At 70.4% G+C, this 14,468-nt stretch carries 15 protein-coding genes; 6 read left to right on the top strand and 9 right to left on the bottom strand.

Features of this window, described 5'->3' with window-relative positions:
* The first annotated feature begins 168 nt into the window (after positions 1 to 168).
* Positions 169 to 804: a TetR/AcrR family transcriptional regulator gene (locus ACFU3E_RS21000; protein WP_384160135.1), complete on the top strand. Its 636-nt coding sequence runs from the start codon at positions 169 to 171 to the stop codon at positions 802 to 804.
* A gap of 140 nt (positions 805 to 944) precedes the next feature.
* Here the strand turns inward: ACFU3E_RS21000 and ACFU3E_RS20995 are convergent, their stop codons facing one another.
* From ACFU3E_RS20995 to ACFU3E_RS20985, 3 genes are all read right to left on the bottom strand, one after another.
* Positions 945 to 2,645, bottom strand: a complete 1,701-nt coding sequence (locus ACFU3E_RS20995) for a methylmalonyl-CoA mutase (protein ID WP_384160132.1) — start codon at positions 2,643 to 2,645, stop codon at positions 945 to 947.
* A gap of 117 nt (positions 2,646 to 2,762) precedes the next feature.
* Complete coding sequence (locus ACFU3E_RS20990) at positions 2,763 to 3,101, bottom strand: DUF3817 domain-containing protein (protein ID WP_384160129.1); 339 nt, start codon at positions 3,099 to 3,101, stop codon at positions 2,763 to 2,765.
* A gap of 43 nt (positions 3,102 to 3,144) precedes the next feature.
* Complete coding sequence (locus ACFU3E_RS20985; RefSeq protein ID WP_031140777.1) at positions 3,145 to 3,654, bottom strand: MarR family winged helix-turn-helix transcriptional regulator; 510 nt, start codon at positions 3,652 to 3,654, stop codon at positions 3,145 to 3,147.
* A gap of 177 nt (positions 3,655 to 3,831) precedes the next feature.
* Between ACFU3E_RS20985 and ACFU3E_RS20980 the strand changes: the two genes are divergently transcribed.
* The gene (locus ACFU3E_RS20980) at positions 3,832 to 4,821 is read left to right on the top strand and encodes a glycoside hydrolase family 6 protein (RefSeq protein WP_384160124.1); all 990 of its coding nucleotides are present in this window, start codon (positions 3,832 to 3,834) and stop codon (positions 4,819 to 4,821) included.
* A gap of 12 nt (positions 4,822 to 4,833) precedes the next feature.
* Here ACFU3E_RS20980 and ACFU3E_RS20975 read toward each other — a convergent pair whose 3' ends face one another.
* The 4 genes from ACFU3E_RS20975 to ACFU3E_RS20960 form a co-directional block, all read right to left on the bottom strand.
* On the bottom strand, positions 4,834 to 6,789 hold the full coding sequence (locus tag ACFU3E_RS20975; RefSeq protein WP_384160121.1) for a galactose oxidase-like domain-containing protein: 1,956 nt from the start codon (positions 6,787 to 6,789) through the stop codon (positions 4,834 to 4,836).
* Positions 6,790 to 6,792: 3 nt separating this feature from the next.
* A complete protein-coding gene (locus tag ACFU3E_RS20970) occupies positions 6,793 to 8,604 on the bottom strand; it encodes a glycosyltransferase family 2 protein (RefSeq protein ID WP_384160226.1) in 1,812 nt (603 codons plus the stop codon).
* A gap of 192 nt (positions 8,605 to 8,796) precedes the next feature.
* Complete coding sequence (locus tag ACFU3E_RS20965; RefSeq protein ID WP_384160119.1) at positions 8,797 to 9,090, bottom strand: MTH1187 family thiamine-binding protein; 294 nt, start codon at positions 9,088 to 9,090, stop codon at positions 8,797 to 8,799.
* Positions 9,087 to 9,431 (bottom strand): DUF3817 domain-containing protein, encoded by a 345-nt coding sequence (locus tag ACFU3E_RS20960; RefSeq protein ID WP_384160116.1) that lies wholly within the window; start codon positions 9,429 to 9,431, stop codon positions 9,087 to 9,089. The genes ACFU3E_RS20965 and ACFU3E_RS20960 overlap by 4 nt, the downstream gene beginning before the upstream one ends.
* 233 nt (positions 9,432 to 9,664) lie before the next feature.
* Here ACFU3E_RS20960 and ACFU3E_RS20955 point away from each other — a divergent pair, with 233 nt between their 5' ends.
* The 4 genes from ACFU3E_RS20955 (at position 9,665) to ACFU3E_RS20940 (ending at position 12,339) form a co-directional block, all read left to right on the top strand.
* Positions 9,665 to 10,297 carry an AIM24 family protein gene (locus ACFU3E_RS20955; RefSeq protein ID WP_384160223.1) on the top strand — a complete coding sequence of 211 codons (633 nt, stop codon included), beginning with the start codon at positions 9,665 to 9,667 and terminating at the stop codon, positions 10,295 to 10,297.
* 1 nt (position 10,298) lies between these two features.
* Complete coding sequence (locus tag ACFU3E_RS20950; RefSeq protein WP_384160113.1) at positions 10,299 to 10,949, top strand: AIM24 family protein; 651 nt, start codon at positions 10,299 to 10,301, stop codon at positions 10,947 to 10,949.
* On the top strand, positions 10,946 to 11,746 hold the full coding sequence (locus ACFU3E_RS20945) for an AIM24 family protein (RefSeq protein ID WP_384160110.1): 801 nt from the start codon (positions 10,946 to 10,948) through the stop codon (positions 11,744 to 11,746). Before ACFU3E_RS20950 ends, ACFU3E_RS20945 begins: the two co-directional genes overlap by 4 nt.
* Positions 11,747 to 11,862: 116 nt before the next feature.
* Entirely contained in the window at positions 11,863 to 12,339 is a 477-nt protein-coding gene (locus tag ACFU3E_RS20940) for a MarR family winged helix-turn-helix transcriptional regulator (protein ID WP_384160107.1), read from the top strand.
* A gap of 12 nt (positions 12,340 to 12,351) precedes the next feature.
* Here ACFU3E_RS20940 and ACFU3E_RS20935 read toward each other — a convergent pair whose 3' ends face one another.
* Positions 12,352 to 13,761: a sensor histidine kinase gene (locus ACFU3E_RS20935; RefSeq protein WP_384160104.1), complete on the bottom strand. Its 1,410-nt coding sequence runs from the start codon at positions 13,759 to 13,761 to the stop codon at positions 12,352 to 12,354.
* A complete protein-coding gene (locus ACFU3E_RS20930; protein ID WP_384160101.1) occupies positions 13,758 to 14,426 on the bottom strand; it encodes a response regulator transcription factor in 669 nt (222 codons plus the stop codon). Before ACFU3E_RS20930 ends, ACFU3E_RS20935 begins: the two co-directional genes overlap by 4 nt.
* Between the last annotated feature and the right edge of the window lie 42 nt (positions 14,427 to 14,468).

The raw sequence follows: 14,468 nt of genomic DNA, 5'->3' as shown, positions 1-14,468 counted from the left end.
TTCGGCGCCGGGTCCCCACCCCACGCCGTGTGTACCGAGGCCCGTGTTCGTCCCTCACGGGCTTTCGCTACGAGTCGTAGCGTAATGCCAGACCAGGGCGCCGTGACACCACCCGTCGGTGATCTCCCTCACGGCGCCCCACAGGAACCGCCGGTTTATCGTCAGGAGATGCAGAGCCGCAGCCCAGCCAGCCGCACCGGGCGCCCGCGCAGCGCCGCGGCGGACGCCGCGATCCTGGCCGCGACCCGTGCGGCTCTGGTGGAACTGGGCTGGTCCAAGCTCACCCTGGGAGACGTCGCGACGCGCGCCGGGGTTGCGAAAACCACGCTCTACCGTCGCTGGGCGGGCAAGAACGAACTGGTCGTCGACGCGGTCGCGGAACTCTTCGACGAGCTGGCCCTCCCCGACCGCGGCTCCCTGGCCGCCGACATCGAGGGGGTGGTCCTCCAGTTCGCCACGATCCTGGCTCTCCCGGAGGCCAAGAGCGGCCTGATGGCGGTGGTGGCCGAAGCCACCCGGGACGAGGCCCTGCGGGAACGCATCCGGGCCTCGGTCGTCGACCGCCAGAAGCGCCTGGTCCTGGAGGGCCGTGCGCGGGCCCAGGCCCGGGGCGAACTCCCTCCGGAACCGGACGCCGTCTCGTCCGCCCGCACGGTGGACCTGATCTTCGACATGGTGGCGGGAGCGGTGGTCCACCGCACCCTGGTGAGCGGGGAGCCGGTCGACGAGGAGTGGGTACGCAGGTTCACCCTGGTGCTGCTCCGGGGACTGGCGGGAGAGGCCGCGCACACGGCCGGCGGCTGAGCCGTGCCCCGGCCCACCCAGGGGCCCGCTCTGGAGGAACCGCCGCCGACGACGACGTACGCCCGCCCCTCACCGGCTTCGGTGAGGGGATGTCCATCGCCGGCAGGGACACGATCACCGGCCTCTGCGGCAGGGCGGCCTCAGAACCCGGCCGGCTCGGTGTACACCCCCCACTCGTCCCGCAGCACGCCGCAGACCTCCCCGAGCGTGGCCTCCGCCCGCACCGCGTCCAGCATCGGCTCGATCATGTTGGCGCCGCGGCGGGCGGCGTCCAGCATGGCGTCGAGCGCGGCGCGCACCGCGGCGTCGTCACGGGCCGCCTTGCGCCCGCCCAGCGCCCGGACCTGCTCGCGCTCCACCTCGTGGCTGACCCGCAGGATCTCCAGGTCCCCGGTCACCGACCCGTCGTGACAGTTCACTCCGACGACCCTCTTGTCGCCCTTCTCCAGCGCCTGCTGGTACCGGAACGCCGACTCGGCGATCTCGCCGGTGAACCAGCCGTCCTCGATCCCGCGCAGGATCCCGGAGGTGATCGGGCCGATGGGGTGCTGCCCGTCGGGGTGTGCCCGCAGGCCCCGCTCCTTGATCTGCTCGAAGATCTTCTCCGCGTCGGCCTCGATGCGGTCGGTCAGCTGCTCGACGTACCAGGATCCGCCCAGCGGGTCGGCCACGTTGGCGACGCCGGTCTCCTCCATCAGCACCTGCTGCGTGCGCAGCGCGATCTCCGCGGCCTGCTCGCTCGGCAGGGCGAGGGTCTCGTCGAGCGCGTTGGTGTGCAGCGAGTTCGTCCCGCCGAGTACGGCCGCCAGCGCCTCCACGGCGGTGCGTACGACGTTGTTGTACGGCTGCTGCGCGGTGAGGGAGACACCCGCGGTCTGCGTGTGGAAGCGGAGCCACTGGGCCTTCTCGGACGTGGCGCCGTAGACGTCACGCATCCAGCGGGCCCAGATCCGCCGGGCCGCGCGGAACTTGGCGATCTCCTCGAAGAAGTCGACGTGCGCGTCGAAGAAGAAGGACAGGCCGGGGGCGAAGACGTCCACGTCCAGCCCGCGGGACAGGCCCAGCTCGACGTAACCGAAGCCGTCCGCCAGCGTGTACGCCAGCTCCTGCGCGGCCGTCGACCCGGCCTCGCGGATGTGGTAGCCGGAGACGGACAGCGGCTTGTACGCGGGGATGCCGGCCGCGCAGTACTCCATGAGGTCGCCGATGAGCCGCAGATGCGGCTCGGGCTGGAAGAGCCACTCCTTCTGGGCGATGTACTCCTTGAAGATGTCCGTCTGGAGCGTGCCGTTGAGGACGGACGGGTCGACGCCCTGCCGTTCGGCGGCGACCAGGTACATGCAGAAGACGGGGACGGCCGGGCCACTGATGGTCATCGACGTCGTGACGTCACCCAGCGGGATGTCGTCGAACAGGACCTCCATGTCGGCCGCCGAGTCGATGGCGACGCCGCAGTGCCCGACCTCGCCGAGCGAACGCGGGTCGTCGGAGTCGCGGCCCATGAGCGTCGGCATGTCGAAGGCGACCGAGAGCCCGCCTCCGCCGTTGCGGAGGATCATCTTGTAGCGCTCGTTGGTCTGCTCGGCGTTGCCGAAGCCGGCGAACTGCCGGATGGTCCAGGTGCGCCCCCGGTAGCCGGTCGCGTACAGGCCGCGGGTGAAGGGGTACTCCCCCGGCCAGCCGATCCGGTCGAACCCGTCGTAGGTGTCACCGGGCCGCGGCCCGTACACCGGCTCCACGGGGTCGCCGGAGAGCGTGGTGAAGTCGGCCTCGCGCTTGCGCGCGGCGTCGTACCGGGCCTGCCAGCGGCGGCGGCCCTCCTCGATGGCGTCAGCGTCCATACCCTCGAATTTACTTGGACGTCCTAGTAAATGTCGATGGCTGACGGGAGTGACCTGGCGAACGGGTGAGAACGACCGCCGCACGCGCGCGTACGGCGGTCCTGCGCCTGCGCGCGGCTACGCCTCGGCGGGCGCGGGCGCGTCCTCGGCGATCCGGCCCTCCAGCTCGCGGCTGATCCTGCGCTCCACGAAGAACGCGGCCGTCGGAACGGTTCCGGCGAGCAGCACCCAGAGCTGCCTGGCCACCGGCCACTTCGCCTTGGAGCCCAGGTCGAAGGCGAAGATCAGGTACACGACGTACAGCCAGCCGTGCGCGATGCTGACGACGCGCGTGAAGTCGGCCGCGCCGTTCAGGTCGAGCACATACTTGCCGATCATGCCGAAGGTCAGCAGGACCAGCAGCACGCCGGTGACGTAGGCCATCACGCGATAGCGGGTCAGCACGCTCTTTTTCATGCAGTCGAGCGTAACGACCTGTTCCGGCAGATCTTGCCCCGGGTCACTCCTCCTCGAAGTCGCCCGCCGAGACGCGCAGCGGCCGTAGCATCGCGAAGATCTCCGCGCACTCCTCCGCGTCGTACACCCCGAGACCGAAGTCCATCGCCATCAGGTCGCGGGTGGCCGACTCGACGACCTCGCGGCCCTTGTCGGTGATGCTGGCGAGGGTGCCGCGGCCGTCGTTCGGGTTGGGCCGCTTGCCCACCAGACCCGACCTCACCAGCCGGTCCACGGTGTTCGTCACGGACGTGGGGTGCACCATGAGGCGCTCGCCGATCTTGGACATCGGCAGCTCGCCGGACTTGGAGAAGGTGAGCAGCACCAGCGCCTCGTAGCGCGCGAACGTCAGCCCGTACGGCCTGACCACCGCGTCGACCTCGGCGAGGAGGATCTGCTGGGCGCGCATGATCGAGGTGATCGCGGCCATGGACGGCACGTTTCCCCAGCGCTGCTTCCAGCGTTCGTCGGCGCGCGCGATCGGATCGAAGGAGAGACTGAGCGGCTTCGGCACGAACCCGACCTTACCGGCCGGTCACATGGTGGTCAGCCCCGTCTCGCCCTTCGGGCGGGCGGTATCGGTTCCGGACGAGGTCGCGGCGCGACCATGTCCTTTCCATGGCGTTTCATTCCAATGTGTAACGATTGGCGTCGCATTCGTCACTGCACGTCACCTTCCCCAGGGAGCGGCATGCCCCGGCTGATCCACGCCCTCGCGGCACTCGCGGTGCTCGGTCTCGCCGCGGGCTGCTCGTCCGGCACCGACACGGCGTCCGACGTCGACGCCAGGAAGGCCGGCTACGCGGCCGGCTCCTCTCCCTTCTGGGTCGACCCCGAGAGCCCCGCGGCCCGGCAGGCACAGCTCTGGGAGCGGCAGGGCCGCGGGCAGGACGCCGAGCTGATCCGGCGGATCGCCGACCAGCCGGCCGCGCTGTGGCCCGCGGGCGAGATCGACCCGGCGCCGATGGTGGGGGCGGCGGCCTCGGCGGCGCGCCGGGAGGGGAAGACCGCGGTCTTCGTCGCGTACAACATCCCGCACCGGGACTGCGGCCAGCACTCGGCGGGCGGCGCGGCGGACGGCGACGCCTACCGGGAGTGGATCGGGAAGTTCGCCGATGCCCTCGGCGAGGCCGAGGCCCTGGTCGTCCTGGAGCCCGACGCGGTCGCGCACGTCGTGGACGGCTGCACCCCCGGCGAGTACCACGCCGAGCGGGAGCAGCTGCTCGGCGAGGCGATCGCCCGGCTCAAGCGGCAGCCGAACACCAAGGTGTACCTGGACGCGGGCAACGCGGACTGGATCCGGGAGTCGGCCAAGCTGGTGGAACCGCTGCGGCGGGCCGGGATCGAGCGGGCCGACGGTTTCGCGCTCAACGTCTCCAACTTCCAGACGAACGAGGTGACCACGAAGTACGGCGTGCGGCTCGCCGGGGCCCTCGGCGGCAAGCACTTCGTGGTCGACACCAGCCGCAACGGCAACGGGCCCCTGCCCGGGGTGTGGTGCAACCCGCCGGGCCGGGCGCTCGGCACCCCGCCGACGACCGGCACCGGCGAACCCGTCGTGGACGCCTACCTGTGGATCAAGCGGCCCGGCGAGTCGGACGGCACCTGCGAGGGCGGCCCGGCCGCCGGGCGCTGGTGGCCGGAGTACGCCCTGGAGCTGGCCCGCAACACCAAGGGCTGACCCCGGCCCCGCTCACTTCACGTGGACCCACTTGGCCCGTGAGGGCGTGCCCTCGGCGTCCGAGACGAAGAGCATGTACCAGCCGGGCGGCACCAGCGCCGGGTCGCGCGGCACGTCGAACGTGACCGCGTCGCCCTTCCTGGTGATGTCCAGAGCGATGGAGCGCTGCTCGACGTCCGTGGTGTGCGTGACCGCGCTGGGCCGCATCAGCCGGGCCTTGGCCACACGCTCCGGATGGTCCGTGCGGAACGTGATGCGGTGCTCGTCGTCCAGGGTCTGCGGTCCGTCCTTCAGCGCGGGGCGGTTCCGGGCGTTCTTGTGCAGCGAGGGCGGGGTGAAGACCTCCATGCGCTGCTCGAAGTGGCCCAGCTTGGTGTTCTGCTGGTCGTCGAAGAGCGGATCCGAGCCGAACGTGGCGACCCGGCCGTCGGGCAGCAGCAGCGCCTCGGAGTGGTAGTTGCGGCCCACCTGCGGCGAGGCGGCCTCCCGGAAGGCGTTGGTCTTCGGGTCGTAGAACTGCGCCTTGAAGATGTTGCTGGCGCTGCGGCCCCGGTAGTCCCTGGAGCCGTTGGACGTGAACACCGTGTCGTCCGGCATGATCACGCTGTTCAGGTAGCGCGTGCCCTGCGGCAGGTCGGGGCCGTCCTCGAAGGCCGGGTTGTCCTTCTTCAGGTCCACGACGGCGGTGCGCGAGGTGGACTTCTTCGACTCGCCGACCCCGCCTCCGCCGAGGATCATCACCTTCTGGTCCTGCGCCGGGGGCAGCAGCACCGAGGCCGAGGTCTCGGTCTGGTCGAGGTCCCTCAGGCCCGGCACCTTCTCGAACGTGTTCGTCTCCAGGTCCCACAGCCCCGGCTCGCGCCCCTGGTCCGCGGGCCCGTAGCCGGCGTTGGAGGCCGGGTAGAAGAGCTTGCCGCCCTTGGTGAGGAACAGCGCCGGGTACGTCGGGAAGTAGCGCTTGGGTCCCGGTGACCACTTCTTGGTCTCCGGGTCGTAGATCTCGTTGTCCCCCGGGTCGATCATGCCGACGTCGTCGAGGCCGGACACCGCGAGGACCCGGCCGTCTTCGAGGCCCACGAGCGTCGGGTACCAGCGGGCCTTCTGCATGGGGTCGACGGGGACGTACTTCTCGGCCTTCGGGTCGAACTCGTAGGCGGCGCGGATGCCCTGGAAGTCCTGTTTGTCGAGGGTGATCTTCTCCGACAGGCCGTACGTGTTCTCGGCGGCCTCGCCCTTCAGGCCGACGATCTCGTACTGCGCCCGCTTCTCGGTGGCCGACAGCGGGCCCTTGTCCACGGCCTCCACGAAGACGCGGGCCTCGCTGGCGGTGACCTTGGTCTTCCAGGGCTGCATCACACCCCGGCTGTTGTACGTGACCTTGAAGGTGCGCTTGGCCTTGGGGACGGTGACGTCGAACCTGGTGACGTACTCGACGCCCGCCGGGGAGCGGAAGCGGGTGCCCTTCTTCAGGTGCACGGCCTTGTCGGGGCTCTCGTTCTTCACGCGCATGCCGCCGCCGGCCCGGGTCACCTCGCCGTCGAGGAGTTCGTAGCGGGCGGTGCCGCCGGCCACCAGCAGGCGGCCGTCGGGGAGCTGGGCGTGGCCGGCGCAGAAGAAGTCCTCCGGGGTGGGGATCTTCTTGAAGGTGTTCTTCTCCGGGTCCCACAGGATGGTCTCGAACTCGCCCTTGTCGAACTTGCGCTGTTCGTTGCCCGACCCGGCGACGATCAGCACCTTGCCGGTGTGCAGCAGGGCCGCGTGGATGGCGTTGGTGCGGTACTCCTCGGGGATGCCGACCTGGCTCCAGGAGCCGTACTTCGCCTTGTACTCGGGCTGGGCGATCTTGTACTCGTGGTACTGCTCGGAGACGAAGTCCAGGGCGGCCGGGGCGTTGAGGCTTGCCAGGACCGCGATGCCGCCGATCCCCAGGAGAGTCTTCTTGGTCTTCTGCGAGGGCTGGTAGGCCATGGCCTAGTTGCCTCCTGTCGTGGTGCCGGGGACCGGGGCCGCCGCCGGGGACGCGGCGGCGAGCGCCGGGGCGGGTTCCTTGCCTTCGGGGACGTGCGCGGGCAGGGGCGCGGGCGCCTGGGCGGGCTGCGGCCGCTGCTCGCGCTGCTCCTTCAGGAGCGTGGCGGCCCACACCCCGACCGGAGCCAGGGAGATCGCCATGGCGAGGAGGGCCCAGGTGCGCATCGCCGCGTGGGTGTGGTCCAGGGCGGCCGAGGCGGCCATGGACGTGGCCAGCAGGGCCGCCCAGAAGAGGTGGATGCGGAAGGTGGCGGGCCGGTCGGGGCTGGCGTCGCCGCCCTTGGGCGTGACGACGAAGCGGCTGGGGCGGCGCAGCAGGGCCTCGGCGAGGGACTTGAGGTAGATCGGTGCGGACAGGGCCGACATCGCCATACCGGCCAGACCTCCCGAGCCCTCCGGTTCGTGCGGGGAGACGTTGTGCCGGCGGTTCCACAGGTACAGGCCGATCTGGAGCGCGGCGGCGTCGCTGTAGAGCATCATCCAGACCGACGCGGAGACCTGGGTGCCGGAGGCGCCGAACCAGAGGAAGAGGAAGCAGCTGAGGATGCCGAGCAGCCAGTTGACGGCCGTCATCGGGTAGTAGACGAGCATGAGGGTGTAGGACAGCAGGCGGCCCGGGGGCATGCTGAAGGGCGCCTTCCAGTACTGCCGCAGGAGCGTCTCGTAGGTGCCGCGCGACCAGCGCATCTGCTGGGTGAAGAAGTCGGTCCAGGAGGCGGGCCCCTCACCGACGGCGAGCACGTCCGGGGTGTAGACGGAGCACCAGTGGCGGCCCGTCGCCGGGTTGCGGTGCCGGTGGATCTCGAAGCCGGTGGCCATGTCCTCGGTGATGGAGTCGTACAGGCCGCCGATCTGTTTGACGACGGAGATCCGTACGACGTTGTTGGTGCCGACGAACATGGGGGCGCGGTAGCGGTTGCCGGCGCGCTGGATCAGGGCGTGGAAGAGGAACTGCTGGGACTCGGCGGCCTTGGTGACGGGGTTGTGGTAATTGCCGTACACCTGCGGTCCGACGACGAAGGCCACGTCCGGGTCGCGGAAGTAGCCCAGCATCCGCTCCAGGAAGTCGGGGTGCGGGACGTGGTCGGTGTCGACGGACGCGAAGAAGTCGTACGCGTCGCCGTGCATCGCGATCCAGGCGTTGTAGTTGCCGTGCTTGGTACGGGCCTTGTGGGCGCCCTTGGAGCGGTTCCACTCCGGGACGCCGAGCCGGCTGAAGTGCCGTACGCCGAGCTCCGCGCACAGGGCCTTGGCCCGGTTGTCGTCGCCCTCGTCGAGGAGCCAGACGTCCAGGGGGCCGGTGTGGTGGATGCGGGTGGCACCCTCCAGGGTCGCGCGGACCATGGAGAGGGGTTCCTTGCCGGGGACGTACGTGGTGAGGAAGGCGACGCGCGTGCCGGGTTCGGGGACGACGGGGACGGGGTCGCGGGCGACCATCGTGGCGTGCGCGACGGAGGCGACGTTGACGAGCATGAAGAGTTCGATGAGCCCGATGGAGATCAGCATGGTGGCGTCGAGGCCGACGAGCCAGCGTTCGGCGCCCTCGCGTTCCACCCAGTGGGTGGGCCAGACGAGGTAGACCAGCAGGGCACCGGTGAGCAGCGGGGCGAGGCTCATCAGGAGGACGGCTCGTATTCGGCGGGGCTCGCGGGAGAGGAGCGAGGCGTACTGGACCCGGTACGCCGCACCGGACGGCTTCGTGAGCGGTCCGGCGAGTCGGCTGTGGGAGTCGTAGTCGTAGCCCTCCGGCCGCACAGCGCCCTCCAGATGATCGACGTGATCGAAGCGCGACACCTCGATACCCACACGAAAGTGGACCTTCAGGGCGGTGTCGAACTGGGGGCGTCCAGGCGGGTGGGGACGTGGGGGCGCTGCGACGGGGCCTTCCGACGACGAGAACCCCGGCCTCACGGGCCGGGGTTCTCGTTTCACTGCCGCTCTCGGCGCCTACTCGGCGAGGTGCCGCTCCACGGTCTCCACCTTGGACGTGAGGCCGTCCGTCACTCCGGGGCGGATGTCCGCCTTGAGGACGAGGGAGACCCGGGGGGCCCGCCGCTCGACCGCGGCGACCGCGCGCCGGACGACGTCCATGACCTCGTCCCACTCTCCTTCGACGGATGTGAACATCGCGTCGGTGCTGTTCGGCAGCCCCGACTCCCGCACCACCCGCACGGCGTCGGCGACGTACTCCCCCACGTCCTCGCCGACCCCGAGCGGCGTGACGGAAAAGGCGACGATCACGCGCCCACCACGCCCTCCTGGCGCGCGCGGGACGCGATGACCGCGTTCTCGGCCTCACGCCGCAGCCTGCGCTCGGCGAAGAACCCGCCGGCGGGCAGCACCGAGAGGACGAAGTACAGCGCGGCGGTCTTCAGCGGCCACTTCGCCCGGTTCCAGGCGTCGGCCCAGAAGATCACGTACAGGACGAACAGCACCCCGTGCACCATGCCCATCACCGGCACGGCGTTGAAGTCCGTGGTCCGCTTCAGCACCGAGCAGACCAGCAGAAGCAGGAAGGAGATCGCCTCGGGTGCCGAGACCAGGCGGAGGCGGCGGATGGCGGTGGCGGTCTTGAGGTCCACGGGTCACCTTCGGTGGGAGTGAGGCGGCGGTCTGGTCGGTCAGAACGGCTTGCACGGGTCCGACAGTTTGTGAACGCGCGCACAAGCGTCGGGGCCCATTGTGGCAAACCGCCGGGGGCACTCCGGCCCGGGGTCCGCCTCACCGAAGCCCCCTAGGGGTGCGATCAGGGTCGTTCTCCACCCACAGGCCCTGTCCGCGGGGCCCGGCCTGCGGTTACCTTCCAGTCGTGGCGATGTTCCGACTTCAGAGCAGCAAGGTGCTCGCCGTCGACATGACCGGGGATGCCGTGAAGGCGAAGAACGGCTCGATGGTCGCGTACGACGGGGAGATGACCTTCAAGAAGCTCAGCGGCGGCGGCGAGGGCATCCGGGGCATGGTGACCCGGCGGCTGACCGGTGAGCAGATGACGTTGATGGAGGTGAAGGGCCGGGGGACCTGCTGGTTCGCCGACCGCGCCTCCGAGATCAACCTGGTCAGCGTCCAGGGCGACAGGCTGTACGTGGAGTCGAGCAATCTGCTCGCCACCGACGGCGGACTGCGCACGGGGACGGAGTTCACGGGCCTGCGCGGCGCCTCGCAGGGCAACGGCCTGTTCACGACGACCGTCGAGGGCCACGGCCAGGCGGCGATCATGTCGGACGGCCCGGCGGTGGTGCTGCGCGTCAGCCCGCAGTACCCGCTGACGGTCGACCCGGGTGCGTATGTGGCGCACCAGGGGAATCTGCGGCAGTCGTTCCAGTCCGGTGTGACGTTCCGCACGTTGCTCGGGGAGGGCGGCGGCGAGGCCTTCCAGATGCGGTTCGAGGGGGACGGGCTGGTGTACGTGCAGCCGAGCGAGCGGAACACGATCGCGGGAGACGTGTGACATGGCCTTCCGGGAGATCAACGGAAAGATGGTCGAGGCGACGGTCACGCCGGGGCAGCGGCTGTTCAGCCAGCGCGGCGCGATGCTCGCCTACCAGGGCGAGGTGTCGTTCACGCCCAACACGGCGGGCGGCCAGGGCGGGATCATGTCGATGATCGGCCGCCGGGTCGCCGACGAGGACACGCCCCTGATGACCGTCGAGGGCAGCGGCACGGTCCTCTTCGGGCACGGCGGGCACCACGTCCAGGTGATCCGGCTCACCGGCGACACGCTGTACGTGGAGGCGGACCGTCTCCTGGCCTTCGAGGGCTCGCTGCAGCAGGGCACGATGTTCCTGGGCTCGCAGGGCGGCGTCATGGGCATGGTGCGGGGCCAGGTCAGCGGCCAGGGGCTGTTCACGACGACGCTGAAGGGGCACGGGGCCGTCGCGGTGATGGCCCACGGCGGCGTCATCGAGATCCCGATCAGCCCGCAGCGGCCGGTCCATGTGGACCCGCAGGCCTACGTCGCCCACCACGGCGACGTCCGCAACAAGCTGTCCACGGCCCTGGGGTGGCGGGACATGGTGGGCCGCGGCTCGGGTGAGGCGTTCCAGCTGGAGCTCAGCGGCAGCGGTGCGGTGTACGTCCAGGCGTCTGAGGAGAAGCTGTGAGCACCTACGGAACCCCGGGCGCCGGCCCCGCGGTCTTCGACCCGGCCACGCTGCCGGCCGACGACAGCGTCAATCCCTACACCTTCTGCGTGGAGCTCAAGGGGAGCCAGTGGTTCCTGCAGAAGGGGAAGATGATCGCCTACTACGGCTCGATCGACTTCAACGGCGTCGGACACGGCCGGCTGGACCGCCTCGTCCGCACGTCGTTCCATTCGCCACTGCACGCGAGCGACTGGGTCGTGGGGGAGGGCTCGGGCAAGATGCTCCTCGCCGACCGGGCCTTCGACGTGAATTCGTACGACCTCGAAGACGGCAACCTGACCATTCGCTCGGGCAACTTGCTTGCTTTTCAGCCAAGTCTGTCGCTGAAGCAATCGATCGTGCCGGGTTTCCTGACCCTCATCGGAACCGGAAAGTTCGTGGCCGCGTCGAACGGTCCGGTGGTGTTCATGGAACCCCCGATCCGGGTCGACCCCCAGGCCCTGGTCGGCTGGGCCGACTGTCCCTCCCCCTGCCACCACTACGACCACGGATACATGACCGGCGTCATGGGCGGTCTACGTGCGCTGACGGGCCTGGGCGGTGCCTCCGGCGAGGAGCACCAGTTCGAGTTCGTCGGCGCCGGCACGGTGCTGCTCCAGTCGTCCGAGACACTGATGGCCGAGCAGGCAACGGGGTCCGTTCCGCACCAGGCCGGCGTGCCCGGCGGCGGGGCGCACAGCCCCCACGCGGGGCAGTCCGGCGTACCGCGTCTTCCCGGACAGCTGGGGGACCTCCAGCGTCGCTTCGGGCTGTGAGCGGTAGTCTGCGGAGTGTGACATCGAACGCCTGCGCACCACTGTTCGGCAGGCGGGCGCTGTCACACGAAACCCCTCACTAGTTCGCCTTTCAACCTTTTAGGTAGACTTCATTCATGGAGACCGAGACGGCCACCCGCTGGCTGACCAATGCGGAGCAGTGCGCCTGGCGCACCCACCTGGAGGTCAACAGGCTGTTGACGTACCAGCTCGAGAAGGACCTGCAGCCGTTCGGCCTGACAATGAACGACTACGAGATCCTGGTGAATCTCTCCGAGTCCGAGGACCAGAGGATGCGGATGAGCGACCTCGCCTCCGCCACCCTCCAGTCCAAGAGCCGCCTCTCGCACCAGATCACGCGCATGGAGAACGCGGACCTGGTCCGTCGGGAGAACTGCGAGTCGGACCGCCGGGGGCTCTACGCGGTCCTCACCGACCACGGCATGGCGACGATGCAGAAGGTCGCGCCCCACCATGTGGCGTCCGTGCGCAGGCACTTCATCGACCTGCTGTCCCCCGAGGCCCTGACGGAGCTCGACAAGGGCCTCAAGCCCATCGCCGAGCACCTGCGCGGACAGCGCGGGCGCCCGTAGTCGCGGCTCCGGCTAGGCGAGCGGCAGGCGGAGTTCGAACAGGGCTCCGCCTGCGGGCCCCCGCCCGGCCGTGAGCGTGCCGCCGTGCCGTACGGCGACGTCCCGGGCGATGGCGAGGCCCAGCCCGGCGCCGCCGTCGTCGCGGCTGCGGGCGGCGTCCAGCCGTACGAACCGTTCGAAGATCCGCTCCCGGTCGGCCTCCGGCACCCCGTCGCCGTCGTCCGCCACCCCGACCACGGCCCGGTCGCCCTCGCGCCGCACGCTCACGGTGACGGCCGAACGGGCGTGCCGCTGGGCGTTGTCGAGCAGATTGGCCAGCACCCGCCCCAGCTGCCCGCGCGATCCGGCCACCTCCACCGGCTCCGCGTCCACGGTGACCCCCGTCCGCCCCTCGGCCTCCTCCCGGGCGAGCCCGGCGAGGTCGACCTTCGCGCCGCCCGGCCTCTCCCCCGCGTCCAGCCGGGCGAGCAGCAGCAGATCGGCCGCCAGCCGCTGCAACCGGACCGTGTCCGCCACGGCCCCGTCCAGGTCCAGCAGCTCGGGGTGCGCGGCGGCCACCTCCAGTTGGGTCCGCAGCGAGGCGATGGGACTGCGCAGTTCGTGGGAGGCGTCGGCGACGAACCGCCGCTGCCGCTCCACGGACCTCTCCAGCGCCGCGAGCGTCTCGTTGGTGGTGCTGGCGAGCCGGGCGATCTCGTCGTGCGTGTCCGGCTCCGGAACACGCCGCGCCAGGTCCTCGGAGTGGGTGATCGCGGCCATCTCGCGCCGGATCCCCTCCACGGGCCTGAGGGCCCGCCGGGTGACCAGCCAGGTCACGCCCGCGACGACGGCGAGCAGCAGCGGGAACCCGATCAGCATCACCGTCAGCGCGGTCCGCACGGCCCCGTGCTCGGCGGCCAGCGGGGCACCGGCGTAGACGGTGAGGTGCCCCCGGTCGTCGGTCTCCACCTCGACGGCGGCGAACCGGTAGTCCTCCGCTTCCCCGTCGATCGTCGCCGACCCGTTGCTGAAGACGCTCTCCCCGGAGATCTCACCGGCTTCGAGGGTCTCGCCCGCGTCCTCGGAGTCGTCATCGTCGTCCCCGGAAGGCGTCACCGCGGGCTGCGGCCTCACCTGGTCGCTGTCCGTCCCGCTGATCCGCTCCAGATCCTCGCTGGCCGCGACCAGCCGGCTGTGCTCGTCCAGGACCTGCACCGGCCCGTCGTCGCCGTCGAGCCCGGACAGCTTGCCGTACGGCGTCCCGGCGGCGAGCTCGGAGGCCACCGCCCGAGCGGAGCGCTCCGCCTGTGTGCCGGCCTCGCCGATCAGGTTGGACCGCAGGGACAGCAGCACGGCGGCCCCGGCCGCGACGAGCGCCACCGCGACCACGAGGGTCGCTCCCAGCGTGGCCCGTGCCCGGACGGACCCGAACAGCCGCCTCACTGCGACGTCTCCAGCCGGTACCCGGCCCCGCGCACGGTCCGGATCAGTCCCGCCCGCAGCTTCCGCCGCAGGGTGCTGACGTACACCTCGACGATGTTCGGATCACCGTCGTACGCGAAGTCCCAGACGTGTTCCAGGATCTCGGACTTGGACACCACCTCGCCGGCCCGCAGCACGAGCTGCTCCAGCACGGAGAACTCCTTGGCGGTGAGGGCGATCTCGTCCTCACCGAGAAACACCCGCCGGGCCGCGGTGTCCACCTTCAGGTCCCCGTGCACATGCACGGGCGAGGCCCCCGCGCCCTGCCCGCGCCGCCGCAGCAGCGCCTTGATCCGGGCGACGAGCACGACGTACGAGAACGGCTTGGTCAGATAGTCGTCCGCGCCGGTGTCGAGCCCCTCGGCCTCGTCGTACTCGCCGTCCTTGGCGGTCAGCATCAGGATCGGCACCTCGTGCCCGGCGGCGCGCAGGGCGGCGCAGACCCGGTAGCCGTTGAGGCCGGGCAGCATGATGTCGAGGATGACCAGGTCGTACGTGCCCTCCGAGGCCTGGTACAGCCCCTCCTGTCCGTCGTGGACGACATCCACGGCGTACCCCTCGGCCGTCAGGCCCCTGGCGAGCGACAGGGCCAGCCGCTTCTCGTCCTCCACGATCAACAGGCGCATGCGTAAAGAGTGGCAAAGGCAAGCTGAAGATCCCTTCAGGGG

This window comes from Streptomyces sp. NPDC057424, from assembly GCF_042803315.1.
Lineage (GTDB): Bacteria > Actinomycetota > Actinomycetes > Streptomycetales > Streptomycetaceae > Streptomyces.
The sequence above is the reverse complement of the archived record's forward strand: the minus strand, read 5'-3'. Positions and strand labels throughout refer to the sequence as shown.

Excerpts from the sequence above, each read along its gene's own strand:
- ACFU3E_RS20940 (WP_384160107.1), top strand. The coding sequence starts at position 11,863 with ATGGAGACCGAGACGGCCACCCGCTGGCTGACCAATGCGGAGCAGTGC.
- ACFU3E_RS20995 (WP_384160132.1), bottom strand. The coding sequence starts at position 2,645 with ATGGACGCTGACGCCATCGAGGAGGGCCGCCGCCGCTGGCAGGCCCGG.
- ACFU3E_RS20955 (WP_384160223.1), top strand. The coding sequence starts at position 9,665 with ATGTTCCGACTTCAGAGCAGCAAGGTGCTCGCCGTCGACATGACCGGG.
- ACFU3E_RS20950 (WP_384160113.1), top strand. The coding sequence starts at position 10,299 with ATGGCCTTCCGGGAGATCAACGGAAAGATGGTCGAGGCGACGGTCACG.
- ACFU3E_RS20930 (WP_384160101.1), bottom strand. The coding sequence starts at position 14,426 with ATGCGCCTGTTGATCGTGGAGGACGAGAAGCGGCTGGCCCTGTCGCTC.
- ACFU3E_RS20980 (WP_384160124.1), top strand. The coding sequence starts at position 3,832 with ATGCCCCGGCTGATCCACGCCCTCGCGGCACTCGCGGTGCTCGGTCTC.
- ACFU3E_RS20975 (WP_384160121.1), bottom strand. The coding sequence starts at position 6,789 with ATGGCCTACCAGCCCTCGCAGAAGACCAAGAAGACTCTCCTGGGGATC.
- ACFU3E_RS20990 (WP_384160129.1), bottom strand. The coding sequence starts at position 3,101 with ATGAAAAAGAGCGTGCTGACCCGCTATCGCGTGATGGCCTACGTCACC.
- ACFU3E_RS21000 (WP_384160135.1), top strand. The coding sequence starts at position 169 with ATGCAGAGCCGCAGCCCAGCCAGCCGCACCGGGCGCCCGCGCAGCGCC.